Consider the following 15573-nt stretch of genomic DNA (forward strand, 5'->3'; position numbering starts at 1 on the left):
GCCGGGTCAGATCCGGCTGGTGAGGGCGAGCCGCTCGGTCACCGCCCGATGCCCGTGCTCGGCCACCAAGCGGAGTTCGGCGTCGGTGAGCGGGAGCAGCCACAGCCACCGTACGACGTCCCCGCCAAACATGAATCCGGACATATCCGGTAGTCCTGGCGGGTCCATCAGCATGAGGACCCCCTCATGCCCGCCGCCCAGCGGGAACGTCACCGGCTTCTGGAACCAGCGGGCCGTGTGCCCATGCCCCAGCCAGGTCACCGACCGCCACGGGTACTGCCCGAGCCAGGAGAACAACCGGGCGGCGACCCTCGGATCCTTCCTGGTCGCGAGCGCGAGTTCCACCCGGCACGCCGTGTCGTACATCTCCGCGGTGGGCATCCGCTGGCAGCTCATGCCCACGGTCGACAGGACGGTGTAGTCCCTGGTGAACGTCGGCGGGCGCTCGCTGACGCCGACGAGCGGCAGGCGGTCGCCGCCGACGTCCCAGTAGCGCCCCGGCGGGCCGAGCCTGCCGTCGAGGTGGCCCAGCACGAACTGCTGGAAGGTGGCCCAGCTTCCCTCCGCCTGCCGCCACTGCCAGTAGGCGCGGGCCTTGGCCACGCGGGGGGCCAGCCCCTCCAGCGCCTCCGCGAGCGACCATGCGTACGGCGACTCCCCGACCGCGTCCCTGGCGTATCCGGGCAGGCCGCGGTCGAGGTCGGCCCAGGACGGAATGACCGCGAGGAGTTCGCCGTTCTCGTACAGGGCGACGCCGTCGCCCTCCTCGAACCACAGCACCGACAGCGCCGCGGGGTCGAGCGGCGAGGTGCCCTGCGGCCGCGTGGTGCGGTTCGCGGGCAGCACCGGCGGCAGCCCGGCGCCCACCCGTGCGGGGTCCGCCTCGGCGGGGGCCGGGACGTGGTTGGCCAGCCAGACCGCTCCGTGGACGATCCCCCGCGCGTCGCGAAGGTAAGCTACGGAGGAGGTCCGGTCGGCTTCGATCGTCAGTGTGCGGCTCCCGTAGGGGTTGGGGCTGGTGAGCACGACAGTGATGTCCACACCTCACCTCTCGTAGGCCTGCGGGATTCGGCCGCCAGACAGAATGTAGAACCGCTCGCGGCAGTCGTTAAGAGGACGGCCGCGAGGAGATGGAAAGGGTTTCGCGTGAGCGAGCAGCCGAAGACCGGGCAGCTGACCTTCGTCGCGCCCCGACGGGCCAAGCCGCAGCGCCATCTGGCCGACCTCACGATGGCCGAGCGCAGGGCGGCCGTGGCCGAGATCGGCGAGAAGCCGTTCCGCGCCGACCAGCTCTCGCGGCACTACTTCACCCGGCTGACCGGCTCGCCGGAGCAGATGACCGACCTGCCGGCGCCGCTGCGCGAGCGGCTGGTGGAGCAGCTCATGCCTCCGCTGCTGACGTCCGTACGCGAGATAACCTGCGACGGCGGCACCACCCGCAAGAACCTGTGGAAGCTGTTCGACGGCTCGCTGGTCGAGTCGGTCCTCATGCGTTATCCCGACCGCGTCACGATGTGCGTGTCCTCCCAGGCCGGGTGTGGCATGAACTGCCCGTTCTGCGCGACGGGGCAGGCGGGGCTCACCCGCAACATGTCCACCGCCGAGATCGTCGAGCAGGTCGTCGCGGGGGCGCGGGCGCTGGCGCGGGGCGAGGTCCCGGGCGGGCCGGGGCGCGTCACCAACGTGGTCTTCATGGGCATGGGTGAGCCGATGGCCAACTACAAGGCCGTCATCGGCGCCGTCCGCCGCCTGGTCGATCCCGCGCCGGAGGGCCTCGGCATCTCGGCCCGCGGGGTCACCGTCTCCACGGTCGGCCTGGTGCCGGCGATCGGCAAGCTGGCCGACGAGGGCCTGCCGGTGACGCTCGCCGTCTCCCTCCACGCTCCGGACGACGAGCTCAGGGACACGCTCGTGCCGATCAACACGCGGTGGAAGGTCGCCGAGGTGCTCGACGCGGCCTGGAGCTACGCGGCCAGGACCAAGCGGCGCGTCTCCATCGAGTACGCGCTGATCAAGGACGTCAACGACCAGGAGTGGCGGGCCGACCTGCTCGGCCGCCTGCTCAAGGGCAAGCTGGTGCACGTCAACCTCATCCCGCTCAACCCCACCCCCGGCTCGAAGTGGACCGCGTCGCGTCCCGAGGACGAGCGGGCCTTCGTACGCCGCCTGGAGTCCCATGGCGTCGCCGTCACCGTGCGGGACACGCGGGGACGGGAGATCGACGGGGCGTGCGGCCAGCTCGCCGCCGCGCCCCAGCCGTAGCGCGTCGGCCGTAGCGGGTCGGCCGCAGAGTCAGCCGCAGGGTCGGCCGCGGCGGGTCACGGCCGGGTGCGGCGCAGCCACGTGTAGGCCGCCAGGCCGATCGCGGGCCACAGCACCGACTGCGCCGTGATCAGGGGCGCGTTCGCCAGCAGCACTCCGTGGTGGGCGTCCCGCATCCAGCCCATCACCGGCACGGTGAGCCAGCGGGCCCCGGTGAGGCTGAGCATCAGCATCAGCAGGTACCCGAAGATCAGGGCCATCGTGGAGACCGCCGGGGAGCGCAGGATCGGGCGGCTCGTCAACGCCCCGAGGGCGAGCCCCGCCGCCGCCGACAGCAGATGCAGCCACACGCCGGTCAGCAGCACGCCGGTCGTGGGGACGGTGGTCAGCCGGCCGAGCAGCGCGGCTTCGGCGATCGCGGCGAGCACGAGCAGCGAGGCGAACGCCGCCAGCAGGCCGCTCACCTGCTCCCGCGTTCGCAGGGCGGACAGGGCGACGGCGCGCTGCTCGTCCGGCTCGGTGTCCAGCAGGCCGCGGGCGGCCCACGCGAGCACCGGCACGAGCATGGCCGCCGAGTCGGCCGTGGCGGCGATCTCCTGCCCGGTGGGCACGGCGGTCGCGTAGAGGACCGCGAGCAGCGCGAGCAGCGCGAACAGTGGTTGCAGGGCCCGGTGCGAGGCGACGTATCCGGCGACGCGGAACCGCGCCAGGGCGATCACGGAGGTCATCCCGCGGCCTCCCCGGCGACGCGGGCCGTGCTACGCACCGTGCAGCCCTCGGCGCGCAGGCGGTCGGCCAGTTCCGCGGCCCTCGACGCGGGCACCGCCACCTCCAGCACGGTCAGGGGCTCCTCGCCGGTCCGCTCGACCGGCTCCAGTTCCCGTACGGCGCGGTCGCGGACCTCGAAACGGCGCAGCCCGGGGAAGTCGCGCAGGTCGCCCTGGTGGTCGCTCACCACCACGATCCCGCCGCGCGCGCGGATCTCTCCGATGATCCGGGGAAGCTCGGCGCGGGTGGCGGTGTCGAGCCCGGCGAACGGTTCGTCGAGCACGAGCAGCCCCGGCTCGGCGAGCAGCGCCTGGGCGAGGCCCACCTTGTGGGCGCTGCCCTTGGACAGGTCCGGCAGGCGCCGGCCGAGCAGGTGGTCCATGCCGAGCCGCTCGCTCCAGTGGCCGATCGCGTCCTGGGTCACGCGGCGGACCGCCGCCATGTGCCGCAGATAGGCCGCCACCGTGAACGGCTGGTCGGCGGGGAAGCGCTCGGGGGCGTACCCGACGACCCGGGGGCGGCCCTCCACGCGTCCGCGTACGGGCCTGAGCAGCCCGGCGGTGAGCCGCAGGAGGGTCGACTTGCCGGTGCCGTTGGGGCCCACGACCTCGGCGACATCCCCGGGATCGAGGACCAGATCGGCGTCGGACAGGACCCACGGGTCGCGCCGTCCGTACCGGAAGGAGACGCTGGCGATCCGCATAGGTTCCCGAGCCTATCGAAGGATCTCCGCCCATTTCGGGTATTCGTGATCAATAGCCCGGCGTCCGGGCTGAAGCGGCATCCGGCTCCGCCGGAAAACCCTCATAAATCGCAACAAGTGTCAATTTCGTGGCGCGATGCACCACGATGGTGCTCATGCTTCGCAGATCATCCCCCCTGACGGCTGTCCTCGCCGCCGGTCTCACATTGACCGCCTCCCTTGTGGCCGCCCCCGCGGCCTGGGCCGACACCTACACGCCGGGCTCGGCCGGCCTGGGAGACCCGTACTTCCCGCACGCGGGCAACGGCGGGTACGACGCCGGCCACTACGCGATCAAGCTGAGGTTCACGCCGAAGACGCACCACATCAGCGCCACCACCACGATCACGGCCACGGCGACCAAGAACCTGTCCCGCTTCAACCTCGACTTCTCCGGGCCGAAGATCAGCCGCGTCGAGGTCAACGGCAAGCGGGCGGCGTACCGGCGGAAGGGTCAGGAACTCGTCGTCACCCCCCGGCACGGGCTGCCGTCGGGGGAGAAGTTCACGGTCGAGGTGTCCTACGCGGGCCGGCCGAAGTCGATCCAGGACGAGGCGCTCGGCGCCTCCGGCTGGATCAACACCACGGACGGCGCCGTCGTCGTGGCCGAGCCGGACGGCGCCCGCAGCTGGTTCCCGGTCAACGACAACCCCCGCGACAAGGCCACCTTCAGCTTCCAGGTCTCCGCGCCCCACGGCGTCACGGTCCTCGCCAACGGCGAGCCGAAGAACTCCGGGATCGTCGGCGTCCGCGGCGGCTACAGCACGTGGAGGTGGGAGATGTCCCAGCCCATGGCGCCGTACCTCGCCACGGTCGCGATCGGGAAGTTCAAGGTCACCGAGGGCACCGTCGACGGCGTCCCCAGCATCACGGCGGTCGACCCCTCGCTGGCCAAGGAGTTCAGGTACCTGCACCGCACCACCGCCAAGGCGATCAGGTGGGAGTCGAAGGTCTTCGGCGCCTACCCGTTCACGTCCACCGGCGGCATCGCCGACAGGCTCGGCGTCTCCTACTCGCTGGAGACCCAGGGCAGGCCGGTGTACGACAAGGGCATGGCCGACGACCTGGTCATCGTGCACGAGCTGGCCCACCAGTGGTTCGGTGACAGCGTCGGCCTGCGGAGCTGGAAGGACATCTGGCTCAACGAGGGCTTCGCGACGTACGCCGAGTGGTTGTACGAGGAGCAGCACGGCGGTCCGTCGGCCGAGAAGACCTTCGCGAAGCTCTACAAGAACAAGAGCGGCAGCGATTTCTGGAAGCTCAGGACGGGCGATCCGGGACGCGCCGGGATGTTCGACGGCGACGCGATCTACACGCGCGGCGCCATGACCGTGCACGCCCTGCGCAAGAAGATCGGCGACGAGACGTTCTTCACGCTGCTGCGCACGTGGACGGAGGAGAACCGGCACTCCACGGTCACCACGAAGGACTTCGTGGACCTCGCCGAGCGGCTCTCCGGCCAGGACCTCGACGCCCTGTTCGACGCCTGGCTCTACAAGGCGCACAAGCCCAAGCTCTGAGACGCGCCGACTCCCTCGCGAAGGGCGGTGCGACGCGCCGGGGCACTCGCGACGAGTCCGGGCCGCGCCACGCGACCGGGTCATGTGACGCGACCGGGTCATGCGAGGAGTTCGGGCGGGCGCGGGCGGCCGGTGAGACACCCGCCGCCCGCGCACCCGCCCCCGCACCCGCCGTCTCCGGGCGGCCGTCAGCGTGACGCCCACGGCGTTCGCGACCCCGCACGGCCGCGACACCGGGCTTCACGCGTCCGCCGGACGTCACGCGCGACGTCCGGCCTCCACGCGCCCGCGACGCGGGCGCCACGCGACGACGGATCCACGCCGGAGGTGGCGGGCGGGGCTCAGCCCGCGGAGGCCGCGGGAGCGGGTTCGAACCCCGCCGTACGGTACCGCTCGATCTCCACCCATGCGGCCGACATCCCGGTGAGGCACCGGTCGAACACCTCCGCCTGCCGGACGTACGCCTCCCGGGCGGGACCGGGACGCACGCACAGGTCGTCGGTGTCGCTGACCGACCACGGCACGTCGCTGTGGCCGAGCGCGGCGGGCAGCAGCGAGGCGACCCCCCGCGCGCCCAGCTCGCTGGTGAGCTGCCGCCGGACGGGACGGCCGAGCACGTCGGCGAACACCTGCGCCCAGACCTCCGACCGCGCGCCGCCGCCGGCCAGCCGCCAGGGCCGGTCGCCGACGTCGGCCCCGCTGGCCAGGACCCGGTCGAGCTGGACCCGGTGATACTGGGCGACGCCCTCGATGACCGCGCGGGTGAGGTGACCGCGGCGGTGGACGGCGGAGACGCCGAGGAACGTCCCGGAGGCCGCCGGATGCTCGGGGGCGCCGTTGACGAAGGGCAGGAACAGCAGACCGCCGGCGCCCGGCTCGACCGTCGCCGCCTCCTCCAGCAGTTCCGCCGCGGGGACGCCGCCGCCCGTCTGCCGGTGCGGGGCCGAGGCCGAGCTCAGCCAGTCGAGGTTGGCGGCCGACGTGGGCGCGACCTCCATGGCGAGCATCGTGCCCGAGTCCGGCATCAGCGCGCTGAGCGTGACCTCGGGGGCGGGCGTCGCCGCGGGGACGACGACCCCGTTGATGGCCCACGTCCCCACGATGATCGTGACGTCGCCCGGCGCCCGGCCGCCCGCGCCGAGCGTCGCGGCCACGCAGTCCATGCAGCCCGCGATGACCGGCAGCCCTTCGGGCAGCCCGGTCAGCTCCGCGACCCGCGCGCTCAGCCCGGCGACGACCTGGCCCGACTCACGCAGCGGCGGGAAGCGGTCGAGGTCCGCGGCCGGCAGCCCCACGAGTTCGAGTGCCGTCGGGGTGTAGGCGCGGGTGTCCAGCGCGACCATCCCGAACGCGCTCGCGTCGCTGTAGTCGGCGCTGGGCACGCCGGTGAGCCGCGAGGTCACCCAGTCCTTGCACGACAGCGCCCACCGGGTCCTCGCGTACGCCTCCGGCTCGGCGTCGTGCATCCAGCGCAGCAGCACGGCGGGCTGGGCGGCCCACGGGATGGAGCCGGTCTCGGCGGCGAGGCGGCGGGCCGCCTCCGGCTCGATCGCGTCCACGATGTGCTGGGCGCGGCTGTCGGACGACGCGATGGCCGGCCCGACCGGCCGCAGCGACTCGTCGACGGGATAGAGCCCGTTGCCGTGGGCCGCGACGCCGATCCCGGCCGGCACGTACCCGTCGGCCGCGAGCTTGCCCGCGAGGTCGCCGAGCAGCGACACGACGGTCTCGGCGAGGCCGGCCATGTCCACGTCGTGGCGGTGGGCCGTCACGCTGGTGCGCGGCGTGCGGGCGTGCACCACCCCCACCTCGCGTCCCTCCGCGTCGAACGCCGCCGCCTTCGACGCGGTCAGGCCCACGTCGACCCCGATGTAACACGTGGCCTGGTTCGTCATGCCGTCCTCCCGCTGCCCCTGCTCCCGCCCGTGCCCCCGCCAGTGCTTCCGCCAGTGCCCGCCGCCTCGGCCAGGGCGCGGGGACGGTGGCGCCACAGCTCCCTCTCGTACGCGGCCACCTCGGAACGGGCCCGGTCCTCGTCCCAACCGAGGTGGCGTACGGCGACGTCCGCGCAGGTCGCGGCGCTGTTCAGGCCCATGTCGCCGTTGAGCCCGACAAGGATACGCCGCAGCATGACGTCGGCCAGCGTCACCGCCCCCTCCTCGCGTACGGCCATGACGACCTCGGCGGCGAGCGCCCCGGTCTCCTTGTCGACCACCTCGGCGAGCGAGGGGTCCCCGGCGGCGATCTCCAGCACCCTGCGGGCGCGCACGCCGTAGAGCTGCAGCAGGCGGCGGGAGGACGCCCGGTCGAGCGGCGAGTCGCGGAGGAAGTCGCGGACGAACTCCGGCCAGGCCGAGGTCTCCGCGCCGGGCAGGGGCCGTTCCCGGGTGACGCACGGGCGGGGACGGCGGCCGAGCACGCGCAGCGCCGCGTCGGTGACGTCCTCCGCCAGCGCCCGGTGGGTGGTGAGCTTGCCGCCGATGACGGTCAGCAGCCCCCGGTACGCCGGCCCGTGGTCGAGCACCGTGTGCCCACGGCTGATCTTCGCGTTGTCCGACACCCCGCTCGTGTACGGCAGGGGCCGGATCCCGGCGACGCTCCACAGCACGTCGGAGGGGGTCAGCCCGGCCCCGGGGAAGATCCGGTTGGTCTCCGAGAGCAGATACTCGATCTCGGCGTCGCTCGCGACGACCTCGTCCAGGTCGCCCTCGTACGTCAGGTCGGTGCTGCCGAGCACGTAGCGGCCCTGCCAGGGGAAGACGAAGATCGGCCTGCCGTCGGCCGCCGCCTCGAAGAAGATGCAGGTGTCGGGGGCGCCGGGGAACGGGTCGAGCACGACGTGGCTGCCCTTGGTGCCGCCGTTCAGGCGGCGGCTCTCGATCTGGCCGTCGAGGATCCGGTCGATCCACGGCCCGGCGGCGTTGACGGTGACGGCGGCCCGGATCTCGCCGCGCGCCCCCGTCCGCACGTCCTCGGTGCGCAGGCCCGCGACGCGGTCGCCCTCGACGACGAGTCCGGTGACGGAGGTGTAGGTCAGCACCCGCACGCCGAGGCGGTGCGCGTCGAGGAACAGCTCGACGCAGAGCCGCTCCGCCCAGGGCACCTGCGCGTCGTGGAAGAGCGCGGCCCCGCGCAGGCCGTCGCGGGAGAGCGTGGGCCACCTGCGGGCCACGGTGCGGACCGGGACGGTCCGGCTCAGGCCGCGTCCCCGGCCCAGAGCCAGCAGGTCGAACGCCAGCAGGCCGAGGCGGATGAGCGTGCCGGGCCGGGTGTTCCCCTTGTAGAAGGGGATCAGCATCGGGTAGTCGCGGACGAGGTGCGGAGCGGTGCGGAACAGCAGGTGCCGCTCCCGGATGGATTCGTGCACGAGCGCGAGGTCGTAGCGCTCCAGGTACTTGAGGCCGCCGTGGATGAGCCGGCTGGAGGTGCTCGACGTGCCCGAGCCCACGTCGGCGCGGTCGACGACGACGACGCGCAGGCCGCGGGCCGCGGCGTCCCGGGCGATGGCGAGCCCGTTGATACCGGCTCCGATGACGGCGAGATCGACGACGTCGTTCTCGCCGGAGGGGACATGGTGCGACATGGGAGGCTCCCGGGGGAATGACGGGCGCGGGTCCGCGGGCGGCGCTCGCCGGACCCGCGCCCTTGGGGATTCAGATCGCGGCGCCGGCCGTCTTCTCCTGGAAGATCTCGTACGCCTCCTCGGGCTTGAGCCCGTCGTGCACGACCCCGCGGACGGCGGCGAGCATCCCGGCGGGGTTCTCGCTCTGGAAGATGTTGCGGCCCATGTCGACGCCCGCGGCGCCCTCCTGGATCGACCGGTAGGCCATCGTCAGGGCGTCCAGCTCCGGCAGCTTCTTGCCGCCGGCCACGATGATCGGCACCGGGCAGCTCGCGGTGACGGTCTCGAAGCCGTCCTCCACGTAGTACGTCTTGACGATGTGGGCGCCCATCTCCGCGCTGATCCGGGTGGCGAGGCGGAAGTAGCGCGCGTCGCGGACCATGTCCTTGCCGACGGCGGTGACGCCGAGCACGGCCACGCCGTGCCGCTGACCGGCGTCGACCAGCGCGGCCAGGTTGGCCACCGACCGCGACTCGTGCTCGCCGCCGATGAACACCTGGATGGCCACGGCCGCGGCGTTGAGGCGCAGCGCGTCCTCCATGTCGAGCGCGATGTGCTCGTCGGACAGCTCGCGCAGGATGCTCGGGCCGCCGCTGGCGCGCAGCACGATTCCCGCGCCCGTGGTCGCGGGGATGCTGGTGCGCAGCGCGCCGCGGGTCATCATGATCGCGTCGGCGTGCGGCGTGAGCGGGGCGATCCGGGTGTCGAGGCGCTCCAGACCGGCCATCGGCCCCACGAAGTATCCGTGGTCGAAGGCGAGCATGACCGTGCGCCCGGTGTCCGGCCGGAAGATGCGCGACAGGCGGTTGCGCAGGCCCCAGTCCTGCCCGTGCGCGCCCTTGACGTGGAAGCCGCCCGCCGCGGGCCCGGACGTCCCGAAGTCGCGGGCGTCGAGCAGGCCGTCGGTGTCAGCCATCAGTGTCGTCTCCTGTGATAGTGGTGGTGGTCGTGGCGGCCGCGGGTCGCGGCCGCCGTCTGAACAGGGAGGCCAGGCCTCCGCTACGGTCGCCTCCGCCTGCGAGGAACAGGACGAAGAGCACCAGGCCGCCCTTGAGCAGGTTCTGCGCCGCGGTGCTCCAGCCGACGAGGTTGACCAGGCCGTCGAGGAGGATGAAGAACAGGGCCGCGCCCCACACGCCCACCGGGACCGCCCGGCCGCCGGAGATCAGCGTGCCGCCGATGACCACGACGGCCACGGAGTCGAGCAGGTAGCGGGTGCCGAGATCGGCCGAGGGCGCGATGTAGGCGGCGAGCAGCGCGCCGGTAAGCCCGGCCAGCGCCCCGCTCAGCAGGTACGTCGTGGCGATGACCCGGGCCACCGGGACGCCGGCCCGTTCGGCGGCGCGGCGGTTCTGCCCCACCGCGACCAGCGACCGCCCGTAGACCGTACGGCGCAGCAGGGCGGCGACGAGCACGGTCAGCACCGCGATCGCCAGCGCGAGGACCGGTACGCCCGCCGGGCGGAGGTTGAGCGCCGCGCGGAGCCCGGCGTCGGGCACGGCGGTGAAGCCGTTGGCCGTCGACAGCGTGATCGACGAGGCGACGAGCCCCGCGGCCAGCGTGGCGATGATCGGGGGGACGGACAGGCCGAGGATGGCCACGGTGCTGACCGCCGCGACGAGGACGCCCACGCCGATGCCCGCGAGGATGCCCACGGCCGCCGAGCCGGTCGCGGAGGCCGCCGCCACCGAGACGAACCCGGCGAGCGAGATGACCGAAGAGACCGACACGTCGATGTTGCCCGGGCCCGCGGTGACGACCAGCATCTGCCCGAGCCCGACGATGACGAGGTAGGGCGCGAGGGACAGGGCCAGGGAGACCGTCTGCCCGCCGCCCTGGCCCGAGATGACCAGGATCACCAGCCACACGAGCGCGGCGGCGGCGAAGCCCCAGACCCAGGGGGCGCCGTTCCGGGGGCCGCTCCAGGAGCGCGGCCCGGCCACGCGGATGTTCATCGCAGCACCTTCCCCACGACGACGCGGCCGGCGAGCACGGCCAGGACGATCACTCCCTGTACGGCCGACTGCATGTCGGACCGCACGTCGAGCAGGCTGAGAACCACGCTGACCAGGCCCAGCGTGACCCCGCCGACGGCCGCGCCCCAGGGCACCGCGGTGCCGCCGGCGAAGGAGCCGCCGCCGAGGATCACCGCGGCCACCGTCATGAGCGTGTAGCTGGAGGCCGACGACACGTCCCCGCCGCCCGTCTGGGAGGCCAGGACGAGGCCGGACAGCACGCCGAGCACGCCCGCCGCGGCGTAGGCGACGACGCGGGAGGTCACCGGGCGCAGCCCGGCCCGCCGCAGCGCGACCGGGTTGCTGCCGAGGCCGCGCATCCGCACCCCGAGGGCGCTGCGCGCGGAGAGCAGGTAGACCAGCAGGGCGACGACCACGATCGGCAGCAGCGGCGCGGGGAAGCCGGCGGGCTGCCACGCGCCGAAGGACGCCAGCCACTCCGGGGTCGTGCCGCCGGGCGTGGGCAGCAGGAACAGGCCGAGGCCCAGCCAGACGAACGACGCGCCGAGGGTCGCGATCAGCGCCGGCACCTGCCGCAGGTGGATGAGGAGGCCGAGGACGGCGTACGCCGCGACCAGCCCGGCCAGCACGAGGACGCCGGTCAGGGGCGACGACACCAGCAGCGTGGCGGAGACCACGGTGACCAGGCCGACGAAGTTGCCGATCCCGAGGTCGATGTCGCCGACGGCCATCAGCGTCATCTGGGCCTGCGCGGCGATCACCAGCGGCACGGTCGCGGACAGGACCAGGGTGAGGCCCTCCACGGTCAGCACGCCCGGCTGGAGCGACGAGCAGACGCCGATCATCACGATCAGGGCCACGGCGCTGACCGCGGCGGGTGCGGAGCGGCGCATCCGCGCCCGGCCCGGCAGGGCGGGGGCGAGAAGCTGGGCCATCAGTCGTCTTCTCCCTTCTCGGCGAAGGAGACGCCGATGATGCGTTCCTCGGAGATCTCCTCGCCGGTGAGTTCGGCCACCACCCGGCCGGCGCGGAAGACGTAGACCCGGTCGCAGTGGGCCATCTCGGCGTTCTCGCTGGAGTACCAGACGACGCTGCGGCCCTTCGCCGCCTCCTGCCGGATCAGGCCGTACAGATCGGTCTTGGTGTGCACGTCCACGCCCCGGAACGGGTCGTCGAGCAGCACGAGCCCGGCGGGGGAGGCGAACGCGCGGGCGACGATGACCTTCTGCTGGTTGCCGCCGCTCAGTTCGGTGATCCCGGCCTCCGCGCCGCCCCTGATCGACAGGCGCTTCACCCAGTCGGCGACGACGGCGCGTTCCTCCGCCGGGCGGCGCAGCCCGCGCCGGGCGATCCCGCGCAGCGCGGTCACGATCAGGTTGTCGCCCACGCTCCACAGGGGCAGCACCCCCGAGCGCTGCCGGTCGCCGGGTACGTACGCCCGGCTCACACCGACGGTGGTGTCGCGGCGGACGGGCCGCCACAGGCGTTCGAGCACCTCCTGCTGGCCCTGACCGGCCAGCCCGGCGAGGCCCACGACCTCGCCCCTGCCGACCCGCAGGGTGACCTCCCGCAGGCCGGGGCCGGTGGCCCCGAGCAGTTCGGCCACCGTCTCGCGGGCGGCGGTCCCGGCGGCGGCCGGCGCGCCGAACGTCGGCGGAGCGGCGACGTGCGCGCCCATCAGCCCGAGGACGTCCGGTTCGCTCAGGCCGGAGGCGGGCCGCTCGGCGGTGACCGCGCCGTCGCGCAGGACGGCGACGCGGTCGGCCACCGAGAGGACCTCCCGGATGCGGTGCGAGATGAGCAGCACGGCCGTCCCGGCCTCGGTCAGCCGCCGCACGTAGGCGTACAGCGACCGGGCGGCGTCCGGGCCGAGCGACTCGGTGGGCTCGTCGAGGATCAGCAGGTCGAGCCGGTCCACCAGGCAGGCGCGGGCGATCTCCACCATCTGGCGGCGGGCGAGCGACAGGTCCTCCACCCGATCGCGCGGGGAGACGCCGTGACCGGGGAACATCTCGTCGAGGCGGCGGCGCACCGCGTCGCTCGCGGCCCGCCGCCACCGCAGGCGGGGCAGGCAGTGCCGCGAGGACACCCACATGTTCTCCGCCACGGTGAGATCGGGGCACAGCGACGTCTCCTGGTAGGCCATCCGCACCGTGCGGAAGTCTCCGGCGGACGCCTTCGCGCCGTGGACGAGGACCGTGCCGGCGTCGCAGGGCTCCAGCCCGGCGAGGACCCGCATGAGGGTGCTCTTGCCGGCGCCGTTGTGGCCGACCAGCCCGAGCACCTCACCCGCGCGGACCTCCAGGTCCACGCCCGCCAGCGCCCGGGTGCGCCCGTACGTCTTGGTCACGCCCCTGGCGGTGACGACGGGCGGCCGGCCGGCCGGTCCGGTGTCCGTGTCCGGCGGCGCGGTGCCGCCGGCCGGGAGATTGTCGACGTGCATGCCCGGTCTCCTCCGTCTCCTGCGTGCGGTGTGTGGAGCGGGTCAGCCCTGCGCCGACGGGATCGGCGGCTGCACCGGCTTGCCACCGGTCTTGACGGCCTCGACCTGCTGCCGGAACAGGTCGCGGGTCCACGGCCAGGCGGCGTACTCGTCGGGCTTGAGCACCGAGGCCCAGGCGTCGCGGTCCTTCTGCTCGATCAGGACGATCGGGAAGGTCATCTGCTTGGGCACGTCCTTGCCGTCGAGCAGGTCGAGCGCCTCCCAGAGGGCCGCGACCGACTGGCCGGGGTCGGACATGACGGCGACCGAGCCGTTGTCGATCTTGTTGTCCCGCCAGTAGCTCAGCGCGCGGCCGTTGGTCTCGAAGTCCACCGCGGGCACGGTCTTGCCGGCCGTGGCGAACGCCTGGGCCACGCCGTAGCCGTCGCCGCAGCCGATGACGCCGTCGACCTTCGGCACGCTGGACAGCACGCCGAGCACCGCCTTCTGCGCGGTGGCGCCGTCGCACATGCCCGTCACCGTCGCCACGGTCTTCACCCCGGGGTAGTCCCCGAGGATCTTCTTGGTGGTGTCGAGCATCTCGGCCTCGGGCTGGGACCCGACGACGCCGCGGCTCACGATGACCGAGCCCTTGCCGCCGATGCCCTCCAGGAGCGGCTTCGCGGCGTAGGTCGCCCAGTCGACGAAGCTGTTCTGCAGCACGTGCGCGCAGGGCGCGTCGATGGCCGAGTCGAAGACCACGACCTTGACGCCCGAATTGCAGGCCTGCTGGATGACGGGCTGGAGCGCGGTCGGCGAGGCCGGGTCGATGAGCAGGGCGTCGGGCTTCTGCAGCAGCAGGCTCTTGATCTGGGCGACCTGCTCGGTCGCGGAGTTGTCGCCCGGCGCGTTGACGACCTTGTACTTGCCGATCAGCCCGTCGCTCTTGGCCTGCTGGGCGGCGGCCTCGAACTTGGCGATCATCGTCTGCCGCCAGCCGTTGCCGATGAAGCCGTTGCTCAGCGCGATGAAGGGCTTGCCGCCGCCGTTGCCGCCGCTCGTGGCCCCGTCCGCGGCGGCGGTGTCACCGGTGTCACCGGAGCCGCAGCCCGCGGCCAGGACGGCGAGAGCGGAGATCGCCGCGGCCGAGGCGGCGCGCCAGGGCCGGCGTGTGGGACGCATGTGCATGGTGTCTCCAGTCAGAGCGGGTTCGCGAGGGGGGAGATCGGCTGGGACACGTCGGCCCGGTGCCGACTTGTCATTACAGGCCTGTAGTGACAAGCAAACTAAGACGGCGTTTCGGGCATGTCAAGAGGCTGTTTCCGGTCGGACTACTTGGAGAGTCATGGATAATCTTGATGACGGCTCCGACCACTTGTAGTGACAGGTGTTGGTCGGGCATGCTGCTGCGGTGCCGCCAAGGAGGTTCCCGTGACCCTGACCTATCCGCCCCTGGACCGCGACGGGGCGGAACCGCTGTGGATGCAGCTCATGCGGGCGTTGCGCGCGGAGATCGAGAGCGGCGAGCGCGGCCCCGACCGGCCGCTGCCGTCGGAGGCCGAGCTGAGCGACCTGTTCGGCGTCTCCCGCACGGTGGTCAGGGAGGCGCTGCGCGAGCTGGTCCAGCAGCGACTGATCTACAAGGTGAAGGGCAAGGGGGCCTTCGTCGCCCCCCGCAAGACCGAGCTGAGGTTCGTCGGATCGATGTCCGGATCCGCCGACGACCTGCGGGAGTCGGGCCGCCGGGTGACCACCCAGACCATCCGCCAGGCGCTCGGCGAGGCCGACGAGCGGGAGGCCGCGCTGCTGCGGATCCCGCAGGGGGAACAGGTCGTACGGCTGCGCAGGCTCCGCCGCGTCGACGGCCAGCCGTGGCTGCTCGTCGAGACGGCCCTGCCCGCCCGGCTCGTCCCCGGCCTGGAGCGGGTCGTCCTGGAGAACCAGTCGCTCTACGACACGCTGCGGCGCCGGTACGGCATCGAGCCCGCGGCGGCCGACCGCTGGATCGAGGCGGTCTTCCCCGACCGGGAGGACGCGGCGCTCCTGGAGGTGTCCACCTCGACGCCGCTCCTCGGCATCGAGTCGGTCGCGTGGCTGGAGGACAACACCAGGTTCGAGGCCTACCACGCCCTCCACCGCAGCGACCAGACCCGCTTCTACGTCGGCATCCGCTGACCACGCCGTCGTCCGTGCCTCCGGCGTCCCGGGCGGCGGGGCGTCATCCCTCGCTTCGGAGGCCGCGGCCTCCGGACGGACGACGC

Annotated in this window: 13 protein-coding genes; 3 read left to right on the top strand and 10 right to left on the bottom strand. The window is 73.1% G+C overall.

The window, feature by feature from the left end; all coding sequences use genetic code 11:
• Positions 1 to 6: 6 nt before the first annotated feature.
• A complete protein-coding gene (locus tag HHX37_RS29820; RefSeq protein WP_182887572.1) occupies positions 7 to 1041 on the bottom strand; it encodes a suppressor of fused domain protein in 1035 nt (344 codons plus the stop codon).
• A 105-nt stretch (positions 1042 to 1146) separates the two neighbouring features.
• On the opposite strand from HHX37_RS29820, the gene rlmN reads away from it, so the two are divergent.
• On the top strand, positions 1147 to 2262 hold the full coding sequence (rlmN, locus tag HHX37_RS29825) for a 23S rRNA (adenine(2503)-C(2))-methyltransferase RlmN (RefSeq protein ID WP_182883820.1): 1116 nt from the start codon (positions 1147 to 1149) through the stop codon (positions 2260 to 2262).
• A gap of 56 nt (positions 2263 to 2318) precedes the next feature.
• Here the strand turns inward: rlmN and HHX37_RS29830 are convergent, their stop codons facing one another.
• Entirely contained in the window at positions 2319 to 2990 is a 672-nt protein-coding gene (locus tag HHX37_RS29830; RefSeq protein WP_182887573.1) for a hypothetical protein, read from the bottom strand.
• Positions 2987 to 3733: an ABC transporter ATP-binding protein gene (locus HHX37_RS29835; protein ID WP_182887574.1), complete on the bottom strand. Its 747-nt coding sequence runs from the start codon at positions 3731 to 3733 to the stop codon at positions 2987 to 2989. Before HHX37_RS29835 ends, HHX37_RS29830 begins: the two co-directional genes overlap by 4 nt.
• Positions 3734 to 3888: 155 nt before the next feature.
• On the opposite strand from HHX37_RS29835, the gene HHX37_RS29840 reads away from it, so the two are divergent.
• The gene (locus tag HHX37_RS29840) at positions 3889 to 5292 is read left to right on the top strand and encodes a M1 family metallopeptidase (RefSeq protein ID WP_182887575.1); all 1404 of its coding nucleotides are present in this window, start codon (positions 3889 to 3891) and stop codon (positions 5290 to 5292) included.
• 341 nt (positions 5293 to 5633) lie between these two features.
• Here the strand turns inward: HHX37_RS29840 and HHX37_RS29845 are convergent, their stop codons facing one another.
• The 7 genes from HHX37_RS29845 to HHX37_RS29875 form a co-directional block, all read right to left on the bottom strand.
• Positions 5634 to 7187, bottom strand: a complete 1554-nt coding sequence (locus HHX37_RS29845; protein ID WP_182883823.1) for an FGGY-family carbohydrate kinase — start codon at positions 7185 to 7187, stop codon at positions 5634 to 5636.
• Positions 7184 to 8875, bottom strand: coding sequence for a glycerol-3-phosphate dehydrogenase/oxidase (locus tag HHX37_RS29850; RefSeq protein WP_182887576.1), 1692 nt, complete (start codon positions 8873 to 8875; stop codon positions 7184 to 7186). Before HHX37_RS29850 ends, HHX37_RS29845 begins: the two co-directional genes overlap by 4 nt.
• A gap of 70 nt (positions 8876 to 8945) precedes the next feature.
• Positions 8946 to 9830 (bottom strand): 3-hydroxy-5-phosphonooxypentane-2,4-dione thiolase, encoded by an 885-nt coding sequence (gene lsrF / locus HHX37_RS29855; protein ID WP_182887577.1) that lies wholly within the window; start codon positions 9828 to 9830, stop codon positions 8946 to 8948.
• The gene (locus HHX37_RS29860; RefSeq protein ID WP_182883826.1) at positions 9823 to 10869 is read right to left on the bottom strand and encodes an ABC transporter permease; all 1047 of its coding nucleotides are present in this window, start codon (positions 10867 to 10869) and stop codon (positions 9823 to 9825) included. Before HHX37_RS29860 ends, lsrF begins: the two co-directional genes overlap by 8 nt.
• Positions 10866 to 11825, bottom strand: a complete 960-nt coding sequence (locus tag HHX37_RS29865; RefSeq protein ID WP_182877506.1) for an ABC transporter permease — start codon at positions 11823 to 11825, stop codon at positions 10866 to 10868. Before HHX37_RS29865 ends, HHX37_RS29860 begins: the two co-directional genes overlap by 4 nt.
• The gene (locus HHX37_RS29870; protein WP_182877507.1) at positions 11825 to 13333 is read right to left on the bottom strand and encodes a sugar ABC transporter ATP-binding protein; all 1509 of its coding nucleotides are present in this window, start codon (positions 13331 to 13333) and stop codon (positions 11825 to 11827) included. The genes HHX37_RS29865 and HHX37_RS29870 overlap by 1 nt, the downstream gene beginning before the upstream one ends.
• A gap of 42 nt (positions 13334 to 13375) precedes the next feature.
• Entirely contained in the window at positions 13376 to 14494 is a 1119-nt protein-coding gene (locus tag HHX37_RS29875) for an ABC transporter substrate-binding protein (RefSeq protein WP_259406856.1), read from the bottom strand.
• A gap of 249 nt (positions 14495 to 14743) precedes the next feature.
• Between HHX37_RS29875 and HHX37_RS29880 the strand changes: the two genes are divergently transcribed.
• Positions 14744 to 15487, top strand: a complete 744-nt coding sequence (locus HHX37_RS29880) for a GntR family transcriptional regulator (protein ID WP_182877509.1) — start codon at positions 14744 to 14746, stop codon at positions 15485 to 15487.
• Positions 15488 to 15573 lie beyond the last annotated feature (86 nt).

Source organism: Microbispora sp. H10885, from assembly GCF_014161415.1.
GTDB lineage: Bacteria > Actinomycetota > Actinomycetes > Streptosporangiales > Streptosporangiaceae > Microbispora > Microbispora triticiradicis.